General features: G+C 68.3%; 12 protein-coding genes. 6 read left to right on the top strand and 6 right to left on the bottom strand.

Annotation, left to right across the window (positions count from 1 at the left end; all coding sequences use genetic code 11):
- Nucleotides 1-29 precede the first annotated feature (29 nt).
- Nucleotides 30-338, bottom strand: coding sequence for a hypothetical protein (locus CAL25_RS15375; RefSeq protein ID WP_094801544.1), 309 nt, complete (start codon nucleotides 336-338; stop codon nucleotides 30-32).
- A gap of 219 nt (nucleotides 339-557) precedes the next feature.
- Between CAL25_RS15375 and CAL25_RS15370 the strand changes: the two genes are divergently transcribed.
- From CAL25_RS15370 to CAL25_RS15355, 4 genes are all read left to right on the top strand, one after another.
- Nucleotides 558-1,151, top strand: a complete 594-nt coding sequence (locus CAL25_RS15370; RefSeq protein WP_094801542.1) for a biliverdin-producing heme oxygenase — start codon at nucleotides 558-560, stop codon at nucleotides 1,149-1,151.
- Nucleotides 1,152-1,304: 153 nt separating this feature from the next.
- A complete protein-coding gene (locus CAL25_RS15365; RefSeq protein WP_094801540.1) occupies nucleotides 1,305-2,537 on the top strand; it encodes a putative DNA modification/repair radical SAM protein in 1,233 nt (410 codons plus the stop codon).
- Nucleotides 2,534-4,069, top strand: coding sequence for a UdgX family uracil-DNA binding protein (locus CAL25_RS15360; protein ID WP_094801538.1), 1,536 nt, complete (start codon nucleotides 2,534-2,536; stop codon nucleotides 4,067-4,069). The genes CAL25_RS15365 and CAL25_RS15360 overlap by 4 nt, the downstream gene beginning before the upstream one ends.
- A gap of 99 nt (nucleotides 4,070-4,168) precedes the next feature.
- A complete protein-coding gene (locus tag CAL25_RS15355) occupies nucleotides 4,169-5,698 on the top strand; it encodes an SLC13 family permease (protein WP_094801536.1) in 1,530 nt (509 codons plus the stop codon).
- A 98-nt stretch (nucleotides 5,699-5,796) separates the two neighbouring features.
- On the opposite strand, the gene phnE (CAL25_RS15350) is transcribed toward CAL25_RS15355, so the two are convergent.
- The 4 genes from phnE (CAL25_RS15350) to phnD are packed head-to-tail and all read right to left on the bottom strand — an operon-like array spanning nucleotide 5,797 to nucleotide 9,234.
- On the bottom strand, nucleotides 5,797-6,600 hold the full coding sequence (gene phnE / locus CAL25_RS15350) for a phosphonate ABC transporter, permease protein PhnE (RefSeq protein ID WP_249279106.1): 804 nt from the start codon (nucleotides 6,598-6,600) through the stop codon (nucleotides 5,797-5,799).
- Nucleotides 6,597-7,391: a phosphonate ABC transporter, permease protein PhnE gene (gene phnE, locus CAL25_RS15345; protein WP_094801534.1), complete on the bottom strand. Its 795-nt coding sequence runs from the start codon at nucleotides 7,389-7,391 to the stop codon at nucleotides 6,597-6,599. The genes phnE (CAL25_RS15350) and phnE (CAL25_RS15345) overlap by 4 nt, the downstream gene beginning before the upstream one ends.
- A complete protein-coding gene (phnC, locus tag CAL25_RS15340) occupies nucleotides 7,388-8,266 on the bottom strand; it encodes a phosphonate ABC transporter ATP-binding protein (protein ID WP_212590909.1) in 879 nt (292 codons plus the stop codon). Before phnC ends, phnE (CAL25_RS15345) begins: the two co-directional genes overlap by 4 nt.
- Nucleotides 8,263-9,234 (bottom strand): phosphate/phosphite/phosphonate ABC transporter substrate-binding protein, encoded by a 972-nt coding sequence (gene phnD / locus CAL25_RS15335; protein WP_094801533.1) that lies wholly within the window; start codon nucleotides 9,232-9,234, stop codon nucleotides 8,263-8,265. The genes phnC and phnD overlap by 4 nt, the downstream gene beginning before the upstream one ends.
- Nucleotides 9,235-9,337: 103 nt before the next feature.
- Here phnD and CAL25_RS15330 point away from each other — a divergent pair, with 103 nt between their 5' ends.
- Together CAL25_RS15330 and CAL25_RS15325 are read left to right on the top strand one after the other, a co-directional pair.
- Nucleotides 9,338-10,102 (top strand): hypothetical protein, encoded by a 765-nt coding sequence (locus CAL25_RS15330; RefSeq protein ID WP_094801531.1) that lies wholly within the window; start codon nucleotides 9,338-9,340, stop codon nucleotides 10,100-10,102.
- Between the two features lie 144 nt (nucleotides 10,103-10,246).
- On the top strand, nucleotides 10,247-11,446 hold the full coding sequence (locus CAL25_RS15325; protein WP_094801529.1) for an MFS transporter: 1,200 nt from the start codon (nucleotides 10,247-10,249) through the stop codon (nucleotides 11,444-11,446).
- Nucleotides 11,447-11,449: 3 nt separating this feature from the next.
- On the opposite strand, the gene CAL25_RS15320 is transcribed toward CAL25_RS15325, so the two are convergent.
- Nucleotides 11,450-12,862: a c-type cytochrome gene (locus CAL25_RS15320; protein ID WP_249279105.1), complete on the bottom strand. Its 1,413-nt coding sequence runs from the start codon at nucleotides 12,860-12,862 to the stop codon at nucleotides 11,450-11,452.
- Between the last annotated feature and the right edge of the window lie 30 nt (nucleotides 12,863-12,892).

Here is a 12,892-nt window from a genome sequence, read left to right as displayed (position 1 = left end):
GACGCCGCCGCGCTCGTCGCCATGCGGCGTCAAGGCGCCATGGTGCGATCCGACGGAATCTTCTCCGCCTGATCCTGCTCGGCATCGCGCGGGCGATCGTACGCATCGCGGCCCGGCGGGTTACGATGCCCCCCCGCGGGATAACCGGAATTGCTGTCGGGATCGCGGTTGGGCTGACCTTCCGTTGCCTCGTCCGGCGCCGGATCGGCCGACGGATCCACCGGAATCTCTCGCGAGGTGCTGCCGTCGGGTGCGGTGGTCGGGACCTTGCCCTCGGCTTCGAGCTCCTGAATCTTGGCGCCGAGATGTTCGCGTTGTCCTTCGGGTTGGTGTGCCATGGTGGTCTCCTGGAAAGCCTCACATCCAGCAAATGGCGCGCCCGGCACCGGCGGGACACCGCCCCGGTCCCGTCGTGCCCCCTCCCCGTCACCCGTGCCGCTGGCGCGAACGCCCGTTCTTCAGTAACTTTGACGTGCCATTCCCTGCAGCCAGGAAAGAATGACGCACGTTTCCGTCGATTCACACCGGCGGCCCGCATTACCCGGATACCGAACATCATGACCACCGAAATTCTCGATCGCCCGCGGCTGTCGCAACGCCTGAAGGTCGAGACGAATGACCAGCACGAGCGCATGCATCGCCTGATGGAGCGCGCCGCGCCGTTCTCGAGCCGCGAATCGTACGCTCGCTTCGTCGCCGCTCAATACCTGTTCCAGCTCGACGTCGAACACCTGTTCCAGAATGCCGAGGTCCAGGCCGCGGTGCCCGACCTCGACGCGCGCGGCCGCGCATCCGCCTCGCTGGCCGACCTGCGCGACCTGAATGCCGACGTGCCGGTCGACCGTGTCGCCAGCACGGACGTGGCCATGCCCGAAGCGCTGGGCTGGCTGTATGTGTCCGAGGGTTCGACGCTGGGTGCCGCGTTTCTCTTCAAAGAGGCGCAGGCCAACCTGGGGCTGTCGGCCGAATTCGGCGCGCGCAACCTGGCGGCCTACCCCGAAGGCCGCGCTGTCGTGTGGCGCCGGTTCGTCGCCTCGCTCGACGACGAGGCGCTCGACCCGCGCGCGCACGACGCCGTGATCGCCGGCGCCAACGCGGCCTACGATCGCTTCGGCGAGCTGCTCGAGCGACATTTCGCGCTGAGCCGCTGAGGTCGCGGGCCACGCATCGAGGCCGCGCCGGCCGACACCGCCGGCGCGCCGCAGCACCCTGCTGAACCGTCCCCTAAAGTGCCTTGCAGGCCCATCGGACAAGTCCGATAGAGCGCGTACAATACTGGATATATATCCAGCTATTGAACCGCCATGGAACTGCTCACCAAGCTCGAGATCCTGGCCGACGCGGCGAAGTACGACGCCTCGTGCGCCAGCAGCGGCGCGCCCAAGCGCGACTCGCGCGGCCGCGAAGGCCTGGGCGCCAGCACCGGCGCCGGCATCTGTCACAGCTACACGCCCGACGGCCGCTGCGTGTCGCTGCTCAAGATCCTGCTGACGAACTTCTGCCAGTACGACTGCCACTATTGCGTCAACCGGCGCACGAGCAACGTACCGCGCGCGCGATTCCAGCCGAGCGAAGTGGTGGATCTCACGCTCGACTTCTATCGCCGCAACTACATCGACGGGCTGTTCCTGAGCTCGGGCATCATTCGCAATGCCGACTACACCATGGAACAACTGGTGCGCGTGGCGCAGTCGCTGCGCGAGGAACACGCGTTCCGCGGTTATATCCACCTCAAGACCATTCCGGATGCGTCGCCCGAGCTCATCACGCTGGCGGGTGTGTATGCCGACCGCCTGAGCGTGAACATCGAGCTGCCCACCGAGGGCGGGCTGCAGCGGCTCGCGCCCGAAAAGAGCGCGCACACCATCAAGCGGGCCATGGGGTCGATCCGCCTGGCCCAGGAAGAAGCCGAGCACGAGACGCCGGCGAAACCGCGCGCCTCCGAGGCCGCACGCAAGGCGCCGGCCGGCCAAAGCACCCAGATGATCGTGGGCGCCGACGAGGCCGACGACCACACCATTCTGCAGACCGCGCAGACCCTCTATGGCGCCTACAAGCTCAAGCGCGTCTACTACTCGGCCTTCAGCCCCATTCCCGACAGCCCGGCATCCGTGCCGCAGCAACCGCCCCCGCTGCAACGCGAGCATCGGCTCTATCAGGCCGATTTCCTGATGCGCGGCTACGGCTTCCAGGCCGAAGAGCTGCTGCAGGCGGGCGGCAATCTGCCGCTGGACATCGATCCCAAGCTCGCGTGGGCGCTGTCGCATCGCGAGTCTTTTCCGGTGGACCTCAATCGCGCGCCGCAGCGGATGATCGCGCGCGTGCCCGGCATCGGCATGCGCAATGCCGAGCGTCTGGTCGAGTTGCGCCGCATGCGCGCGATCCGCTACCAGGACGTGGCGCGGCTGCGCTGCGCGATGGACAAGGTCAAGCCCTTCATCGTGGTGCAGGATTACAAGCCGCCATTGGCCGAACCTTCGTCGGCGCAACTGCGGCGCGCGCTGGCGCCACCGCCCGAACAGCTGGCGCTGCTATGACCGCACGGCTGCCGGCCACCGTACGCGTCGAGGGCGGCTACCCCGGCTGGCGCGCGCTCGCGCTGCAGGCGCTGGCCGAGCGCCGCGCGCCCGAGAGCCTGTCCTGGGACGAGCGCATCGCCGGCGCCGAGCAGATGCAGATGGCCCTGGACGACGCTCCCAACGCGGACGCGAGCGCCGCCCACCCTGCGCCGTCGCCGTCCACCGTGCGCATCTCCCGCTCCCTGGCCACGCTACTCCAGGAGGCCGCGCACTATCGCTCGCCCGATCGCTGGGGTCTGCTCTATCGCGTGCTGTGGCGCTGGTGCGAAGGAGACCGCTCGGCCGAGTCGGCCGCCGACCCCGATGGTGCGCGGCTGCACGCCATGGCCAAATCGGTGAGGCGCGCCCACCACGACATGATCGCGTACGTGCGCTTTCATCGGCGCGAAGATCCGAATGCGCTCGGCCCCGACGCCCCCACGCCGGCGCTCGCGATGCCCGAGGCACTGCCCTTGCCGCGCTATCTCGCCTGGTACGAGCCCGAGCACGACGTGCTGCATGCCGTGGCCGATCACTTCGCGCGGCGCATGGGCCGCGAAAGCTGGTGGATCGGCACGCCGCAGGGCGCCGCGTTGTGGGACGGACGGACCATGCATTTCAGCGATGCTCCGGCCGACGCCAGCATCGTGCCCATCGGCACCGACCGGATCGAACCGCTCTGGCTGGCCTACTACCAGAGCATATTCAATCCCGCGCGCCTGAACGAAACCGCGTTGCACCAGCACATGCCGGCGCGCTTCTGGAAAGGCCTGCCCGAAGGCCGGCTGATTCCGGGCATGATCGCCGACGCCCGCGCGGGCGCGCGCCGCGTGGGTCAGGCGCAGACGGTGAGCGCGATGCCGGGCAAGGTCGTGGCCGTCGACGCGCAACGCGCCCTGCCCGAGCGTGCCCTGCCCACGACGCTGGATCAATGCCGCCGCTGCGAGCTCTGGCGCCACGCCACGCAGCCCGTGCCGGGTCGGGGTCCCGAGACCGCGCGCGTGATGCTGGTGGGCGAGCAGCCGGGCGACCAGGAGGATCTCGCCGGCCGCGCCTTCGTCGGTCCGGCCGGGCAGGTGCTGGCCGAGGCCATGCGCCGAGCCGGGGCCGAGCCCGACAGCCTCTACCTCACCAATGCGGTAAAACATTTCAAATGGACGGCGCGCGGCAAGCGCCGCATGCACAAGACGCCGGCGCAACAGGAGGTGGATGCCTGTCTGCACTGGCTCGAGGAAGAGCGGGCGCGCGTCCGCCCCGACGTGATCGTGACGCTCGGCGCCACCGCGCTGCATGCGATCCTCGGCCGTCACGCGGCGCTGCAGGAGCACCTGCACACGCCGGTGTGGCTGGGCGACGCGTGGCTGCTACCCACCTGGCACCCCTCCTATGCGTTGCGCGCCACTGGCGAGAACGCGCGCGAGGAAATCACCGCCGCCATCGCGCAGGCCATTGCACGGGCGCAGGCCATGGTGGGCAGCGGCGCGCCCGCACGGGGCCCGGCGTCCGCGTAACCGTGGCACCCCGCCAAGCTTCGTTACACCCTGCCGCAACTCCATCGCCATGAGGTTATACAAACCTTACATACCCCTTAAACCCAGAATGGAGACCGCATGGCCGACGCAGCACGCCACCCCTCACCCCCACAAACGGCCGCGCCGAGTCCCCAGGAAAAATCCCGCGTCAAACCGATTCCGGTCGCCGTGGGCGCCGCGCTGTGCGGCATCTTGTTGATGCTGCCGGCGCCGGAAGGCATGTCACCCGAGGCGTGGCGTCTGTTGGCGGTGGCCGTGCTGATGATCGCGTGGTGGATCACCGAGGCCGTGCCCGTCGCGGTCACTGCCCTGCTGCCGGTGGCGCTGTTCCCGCTGGTGGGCGCCACCACGGCGCGCGAGGCGACCACCCCCTACGGCGACCCCATCATCTTTCTGTTCATGGGCGGCTTCTTCCTCGCGATGGCGATGGAGCGCTGGAACCTGCATCGCCGCATCGCGCTCAATATCGTGTCGCGCACCGGCTCGCAGCAGCATCGCATCGTGGGCGGCTTCATGCTGGCCACCGCGTTCTGTGGCCTGTGGGTGTCGAACACCGCCACCGCCGTGATGATGCTGCCCGTCGCGCTCTCCGTCGCGGGCCTCATCAGCCAGAAGGGCGGATCGTCGAAATTTCCGCTGGCGCTGATGCTGTCGGTGGCCTATGCCGCGTCGATCGGCGGGATCGGCACCCTGATCGGCACGCCGCCGAATGCGCTGCTGGCCGGCGCGCTCAGCCGCACCTATGGCTACGACATCGGCTTCGCGCAGTGGATGATTTTCGGCATGCCCATCATGCTCGTGATGCTGTTCGGCGCCTGGCTGCTGCTCACGCGCGTGTCGATCCGCCTGGACCGCAAGACACTCGAAGGCGCCGACGAACTGTTCCGCTCGCAGCTGGATGAGCTCGGCGCCTGGTCCAAGGCCGAACGCCGCGTGGCCGGCGTCTTCATCGTGACGGCCACGGCGTGGATCTTCCGCAGCGTGCTCGATCAGTACATCCCCGGCCTGTCGGACGCCTCGATCGCGGTGCTCGCCGCCATCGCGCTGTTCGTGATTCCGTCGGGCGAGAAAGATGGCGGCGCACTCGTGAACTGGGCGATGACCAAAAACCTGCCGTGGGGCATCCTCGTGCTGTTCGGCGGCGGCCTGAGCCTGTCGGCCGCGGTGGTCGGCACCGGCCTCGACGAATGGATCGGTGGCCAGCTCGGCGGTTACGCCAGCGCCCTGCCCACGTTCGGCGTGGTCATTCTGGTGGCGCTCGTCGTGCTCGTCATGACCGAGTTCATGTCCAACACCGCCACCGCCGCCACGTTCCTTCCGATCGTGGCGGGTCTGGCGATGAACCTCGGCGAAAACCCGCTGCTGCTGATGGTGCCCGCTACGCTGGCCGCCTCGATGACCTTCATGCTGCCGGTGGCCACGCCGCCGAATGCGCTCGTGTTCAGCTCGGGCTACATCACCATCCCGCAAATGGCGAAGCACGGCTTCCTGATGAATGTGCTGTCGCTGCTCGTGATCACGGGCCTGGGCTACTGGCTGTTGATCACGTTCTTCGGTGCCGTGGCCGGAGAGATGCCCGACTGGGCGCGCAACGCCGCGCCGCAGTAAGCGAGCCCGGGCGACACGGCCTGAACGAAGCGGGCCCCTGCATACCGGATCGGCATCCGGCTCGCAGGGGCCCATTCACATCCTGCGCCCGCGGCGCCTCAGATCAGCGCCTCGCGCACCTTGCGCGATACCCATTCCGCGATGAACACCGTGCCCAGAATGGCCGCGAAGATCACGGTCACCTGCGGCCAGGCCAGCGTGTCGACGGACGCCGCGAGCGGCAGGCCGATCCCGCCCGCCCCCACGATGCCCAGCACGGTGGACTCGCGGATGTTGATGTCCCAGCGATAGACCGTGGTGCTTACCAGCGAAGGCAACACCTGCGGCACCACGCCGTATACCAGCACCTGCGGCGCGGTGGCGCCGGTGGCGGAGATGGCCTCCACCTGCTTGGCGTCGATTTCTTCGATGGCCTCGTACAGCAGCTTGCCGATGAAACCCACCGAGCGCAGCGCGATTGCGATGATGCCTGCCAGCACGCCCGGGCCCACCACCGTGACCAGCAACATGGCCCAGATCAACGAGTTGATCGAGCGCGACGCCACGATGATGCCCAGAGCCAGCGGACGCAGCAGCGCGCGGCTGGGCGTGGTGTTGCGCGCCGCCAGAAAGGCGACCGGCACGGCGATCACGGTGCCGATGGCGGTGCCCAGCGTGGCGATGTTGAGCGTGTCCCAGAGCGGCTGCAGCAGCTGGGGCACATAGCTCCAGCGCGGCGGCCACATGCGCGACACCAGATCCCAGCCCGCCGCCGGCGCATCCGCCGCGAAGGCCCAGATCGTGTTGTCGGACATCTGTTTCCAGCTGACCATGAACACCAGCGCGCCGAACATCCAGAGCAGCCAGTTCCAGCGCTGCGATCCCGGCGCATGACGCCGCCAAAGCGGCGGCGCGGCGTTCACAGGAACCTCCTGCGCACGTGACCGGACAGGTATTCGCACATCATCACGATCGCGATCACCAGCAGCAGAATCGCGGCGGCCGTCTCGAACTCATAGCGGTCGAACGCGGTGTTCAGCGTGGCGCCGATACCGCCGGCGCCCACGATGCCGATGATGGCCGCCTCGCGGAAGTTGATGTCCAGGCGATAGATCGACAGGCCGATCAGACGCGGCATCACCTGCGGCTGCACGGCGTAGACGATCCATTGCGGCCAGGCGGCGCCGGTGGCGCGCACGGCCTCGAGCTGCGAGCGGTCGGCCGTCTCGATCTCTTCGGCGAGCAGCTTGCCCAGAAACCCCATGGAGGCGATGGTCAGCGTGATCATGCCGGCCAGCGGCCCGAAGCCGAACATCTTGACCAGCAGGATGGCGATGATGAGCTCCGGAAACGCCCGCGAGATCGCGATGAAGCCCCGGCACAGCGCATAGATCGGCGCAGGGCTGATATTGCGCGCGGCGCCCAGGCCCACCGGAATGCTCAGCACGATGCCGAGCGCGGTGGCGACCACCGTCATGGCCAGGCTCTCGATCAGCCCTTCGCTGATTTCGCGCCAGCGGCTCACGAAATCCGGCTGGGCGAACGCGGCGACGAAGCGCCAGCCTCGCACCAGCCCTTCGGCCACGCGGTTCCAGTCGACCGCGACCGAGTTGAGCGCGGCATACAGATACAGGCCCGCGAGCAGCCAGAGCAGCGCACGCGTGCGGGCCGAGCGGATGAAAGGCGGCTTGCGCCATTGCAGGGCCGTGCTCATGCGGCGGCCTGTGCAACGCGCAAGGTGTCCACGCGCGGCGGATGGGCCGCGGCGGGCTCGGCCTGCGCCGGCTCGTCCGTGACACCGGCGTCGTGATGCCAGTCTTCCATGCCGTAGATCTCGGTCAGCACCTGCGGCACCAGCCCGGCGGGCGCGCCGTCATAGACCAGCTGACCCTTGCGCAGTCCGACGATGCGGTCGGCGAACTGCGTGGCGAGCGCCACGTCATGGATGTTGATGATGGCCGAGAGACCGCGCTCGCGGCAGATCTCGCAGAGCAGACGCATGATCTGGCGCGAGGTCTTGGGATCGAGACTGGCGGTGGGCTCGTCGACCAGCAGCAGTTGCGGATCCTGCATCAGGGCGCGGGCGATGCCCACGCGCTGGCGCTGCCCGCCCGACAGCGCGTCGGCCCGCTTGTTCTCGAAACCCGCCAGACCGACGCGGTCCAGCAGATAGAACGCCTGCTGCACGTCGGCGGCGGGATAGCGGCGCGCCCAGCTGCGCCAGAAACCCGTATAGCCGAGCCGGCCCGACAGCACGTTCTCCATGACCGTCAGCCGTTCGACCAGCGCGTACTCCTGGAAGATCATGCCGAGCTGACGCCGCGTGCGGCGCAACTCGCGCGCCGACTGCGTGGGCAGGCTCTGACCATTCAGGCGCACGTCACCGCCCGAGGGCTCCACGAGGCGGTTGATACAGCGGATCAAGGTGCTCTTGCCGGCCCCGGACGGGCCGATCAGCGCGAGCACCTGACCGCGCGGCACGCTCAGATCCACGTGGTCGAGCGCGAGATCCCCCGTGGGATAGCGCTTGACCAACTTCTGCAGACTGAGCAGGGGGGCATCGCCCCCCGCGTCGCGCGCGCCGCTCATTGGCAGGTATAGGCCACCTTCATGGCCTGATCGATCTCACGCACCACCGCCCAGTGTTCTTTGTAGGTGATGGGGATGAAGGCTTCCTGCGCCGGCTCGGCCTTGCCGAATTCCTTCAGCAGCTGCGTGCCTTCCCAGTTGAAGGTGAAGAAGGCCTGACGCACCTTCTCGGCCAGCTCGGGCTTGAGGTTGTAGACGTAGCCATAGCCCGTGGTCGGGAACGACTGCGACTTGTAGATGCTGCGGATCTTGGTGTCGTCCACCGCCTTGCGCGCGATCATGCGGTTCATTACCGAGTTGGCCACGGCCGCGGCGTCGTAGTCTTTATTGGCCACGCCGATCACGGAGTTGTCGTGCTTGCCCGAGAACGCGGTCTTGTAGTCCTTGTCGGCCTGCAGGCCGTAGGCGCTGGCCAGCAGCGCCGAGGGGGCCTTGTAGCCGGAGTTCGACGTTTGCGACGTGAAGGCGATGGTCTTGCCCTTCAGGTCTTCGATCTTCTTCGCGCTGCTGTCGGCCGGCACGATGATTTCCATCTCGTAGCCGTAGGCGCCCTGCTTGCTCGCCATCATCGTGAACGGCACGAAGCCGGCGCAGTTGACGGCCAGCGGATTGCTGCCGGTATTGAAGCCGGCCACGTGCAGACGGCCGGCGCGCATGGCTTCGAGCTGGGCTGCGTTGGACTGCACCGGGAAGAACTGCACCTTCTTGCCCGTGGTCTTTTCCATATGGCGCAGGAACTCATCCCACACGCCGCGGTAGACCTCCGGGTCTTCGACCGGCGTGTAGGCGAAGATCAGCGTCGCCGGATCGATCCATTGCTTGGGATCGGTGGGTGCATCGGCGACCATGTCGCCGTTGGCATCGCAGAATTTCTTGTCGAGCGTGCCGCGCTCGCAGTCGGCGGCGCTGGCCGAGGTGGCGGCCAACGAGGCCATGCCGATGAGGGTGAGGCTGAGCAGTTTCTTCATGATCCCCGCGCTTCCTTTTTTGGATAATCCGTGGGATTCTGCGGGGGTTTCGTGACACGTCCATGACGCTACGTCACCGTATCGGCATCCTGTTTCTGTTCCCATGACCGCTCTCCCTCCCGCTCGTGAAGGCTATTGGTACGACGCGACCGACCCGCGCACCGAGCTCGTGCGCGAGGGCGCACGCGTGCGCCGCGCCGCCTCGGGGCCGCCCTGGATCGTGGTCGACCAGCACATCGCCTCCATCACCATCGGCAGCCACTGGCCGGGCCGATTGTGGCGCGTGCGCGTGACCGTGCTGGGCGATATGTCGGGCCTCGTCGCCGAGCCCGGTTATTGGCGCGCAAGCGAGATCGAGCTCATCGACGCGCTGCCGCTGTCGGCGCTGTTCGGCCCGCACGGCGACGCGGTGCTCGACGTGCTCGCCCGCATCGAAAGCCTGTCTGTCGCGCAGGCAACGGCGCTGTCGAACGCGAACGCGCTCGCGCCCGACGCCGAGGCGGCATATGGCCGCGCCTGGGCTCACTGGTCGGAGGGCACGCCCGCATCCGCCGCCACGCCTGCGCAGGATTGGGCTGGCACGCTCGCCGCGTCGTCCCGCGGCGGCGCTGCGCGTTCGCCCGTGCACGGCGGTTTCCTGCTCATTCACGGCCAGCTCTGGAAGCGGGCGCAGGCCATCGGCGGCGCGGATGCGATCCTGCGCACCGAAGACGAAGACGGCGAGATCGAAGAGTCGCTCGCCGCCCCCTGGGACGGCGCCTGCTCGGCGCTGCTGCACGCGGCCATGGCGCGCGGCGCGCCCGGTTTGGTCCCGGCGGCCGACAGCACTACACTCACGCGGGCCTTCGATACCGTCTTCGGCGGCTGACAGTCTGCTGACTGCAGCCGCACGGAGAGGGCGCTACGCGCCGCGGGATCGTGTGCCTTGCGCCGCCTGCCGTGGGCGCGCATGCCTTGATGCAGCCTCGGGCGCTTCTGCTTCGGCGCCTCGAGTTCGACCCGCAGCCCCGACATGTCGCAACCAGACACCTTCAATCTGAAGAAGATCGCCGTTCCGGCGTTCGGCCCTTCCCTGCTTTACGGCATCAGCAACGGCGCCATCCTGCCGGTGGTGGCGCTCACCGCGCACAACGAGGGCGCATCGGTCGCCGTAGCCGGTCTCATCACCGCGCTGATCGGCGTCGGCTCGCTCTTCTCCAACATCCCCTCCGCGCTGCTCACGCAGCGCTACGGCGAGAAGCGCGCGATGGCGGGCGCCGCGCTGCTGAGCGTGACCGGGCTGCTGCTGGTGATCTTCGTGCCGCTGCTGTGGGTGCTCGCGCTGGCGATGCTGATGCAGGGCGTCGCTCAATCGGTGTTCCAACTGGCGCGCCAGAGCTACCTGATCGAGCTCGTGCCGTTCTCGTTCCGCGCCCGTGCGCTGTCGACGCTGGGCGGCACGACACGTATCGGCACGTTCATCGGCCCGTTCGCCGGCGCGGCTTTGATCCACCTGATCGGGCTGGACGGCGCGTACTGGATCGCGATCGCCGCGATGCTCGGTGCGGGCGGCATCGCGCTCGCCGCCCCCGACCTGGACGTGCGGCCGACGGCCGGCGCCGCCACGCCCGCGCTCGGCATGGCGCAGATCGCCCGCGATCATCGCAAGGTCTACGCCACGCTGGGCGTCGGCATCATGCTGATCAGCGCCCTGCGCGCCTCGCGTCAGGTGGTGATCCCCCTCTGGGCCGCCAGCCTCGGCCTCGACGCCGCCACCACATCGCTCATCTACGGGCTCGTGGCAGCGGTGGACATGTCGGTGTTCTATCCGGCGGGCCGCGTCATGGACCGCTACGGCCGCCTGTGGGTCGCGCTGCCCTGCTCGCTCATCATGGGCCTGAGCCTGATGGCGATTCCGCTCACGACCGGGGTGGTGAGCTTCGTGGTGGTGTCGCTGCTGCTGGGCTTTGGCAACGGGATCGGATCCGGCATCGTGATGACCCTGGGCGCCGACGCCGCGCCGGCCGGCGCGCGCACCAAGTTCCTGGGCATCTGGCGCCTGATGGCCGACCTGGGCACCAGCGGCGGCCCGGTGGTGCTCTCCGGGCTGGCCGCCCTCATTTCGCTGGGCGCGGGCTCGGTCGGCGTGGGCCTGCTGGGCCTGATCGCGGCCTCGGTCTTCTGGCGCTGGCTGCCGCCCGGGGCGCACGGCCCCGAGACGGGCAAGCATTGAAGCTCAGCGCATCTGCAGGATGATCACGTCGCTGCTGGCAGGGTCGGTTCGCTCGCGCAGATGCGCCACGTCCTCGGCCGTGACCATGCCACCCGAGTTGCCCCACGCCGTACGCACGAAGCTCAGCACATCGGCGATCTCCCGGTCGTCGAGCTGATTGCGGAACGGCGGCATGCGATAGGCGTCGGGTACGCCGTTGGCCACGATCCGGCCCGAGCCGTTGAGCGTGATGTTGATGGCCGACGCATTCTCACTGGTGAGCGACGAGACCGCCCCCGCCAGGGGCGGGATCCACTGGCCCTGGCCACGTCCGTCCATGCCGTGACAGGCCGCACATTTGGCGGCATAGGTCTGCGCACCCGGGACCTTCAGGCGCTCGGCCGAGGCCAGCGTACGCGTGGTGGTTTCATCGTATTGCCACGGCGTGCCGTCGCGTCCGGGATCGCCGGGCAAGGATTTCAGATAATGCGCCACGGCCTTGAGATCGCCATCGGTCATGAACTGCGTGGAGTTGTTGAACGCATCGGTCATCGATCCATACACCACGGCGTGTTCGTTGCGGCCATGCTTGAGGAAGCGGTAGATATCGTTTTCGCTCCAGCGTCCCAGGCCCGTGTTGTGGTCATTGCGCAAGCTCGGGGCATACCAGCCGTCGAGCAACGCGCCCGACAGGTACATCGGGCTCAGCTCGTCGAGCGCCTGTTCGTTCATCGCCACGCCTCGCGGCGTGTGGCAGCTGCCGCAATGGCCCGCCGCCTGCACGATATACGCGCCCCGGTTCCAGAGCGGTGAGCCGCCGGCCTTGGGCTCGTATACACCCGGTTGGGTGTACACCGCGTTCCAGAGGGCGAGCGGCCAGCGCATGTTCAGCGGCCAGGGAATCTCGCTCGGCGGATTGGGCTGATGCGCGGGCTTCACACCCTGCATGAAATAGGCGTACAGCGCGCGGATGTCGTCGTCGTCCATCTTGGTGTACGACGGATACGGCATTGCCGGATAGAGCCGGCGCCCGCCCGGCGCGACGCCGTGACGTACCGCGCGATCGAAGTCCGCGAGCGTGTAGGCGCCGATCCCCGTTTCACGATCCGGCGTGATGTTGGTGGCGTAGATCGAGCCCAGCGGCGTGGCCATCTCGAGGCCGCCGGCGAACGGCGCCCCGGTGGGCACGCTATGGCAGGCCACGCAATCGCCCAGCCGCGCCACGTACTCGCCTCGGCGGATCATGGCCTCGGCGGCGCTGTCGGGCGAGGCCGCGAGGGCGGGCGACGCGGGTGCCTGGCCCGCGGGCGGCGCCACGGGCGTGCTGGCTTGCGCCGCCTCGCCGTCGAACGACGAGGCCGGGGTGCGTGTCACGAACCACGCCAGGCCTGCCGCCACGCCCGTACAGACCACCAGCGCGACATACCGCTTTTTCAACCGTTTGTTATTCATTGCGTTGGGCATCGC

Origin of the sequence: Bordetella genomosp. 5 (assembly GCF_002261315.1) — a bacterium.
Taxonomy (GTDB): Bacteria; Pseudomonadota; Gammaproteobacteria; order Burkholderiales; family Burkholderiaceae_B; genus Bordetella.
This window is presented reverse-complemented; position numbering and strand designations above follow the sequence as displayed.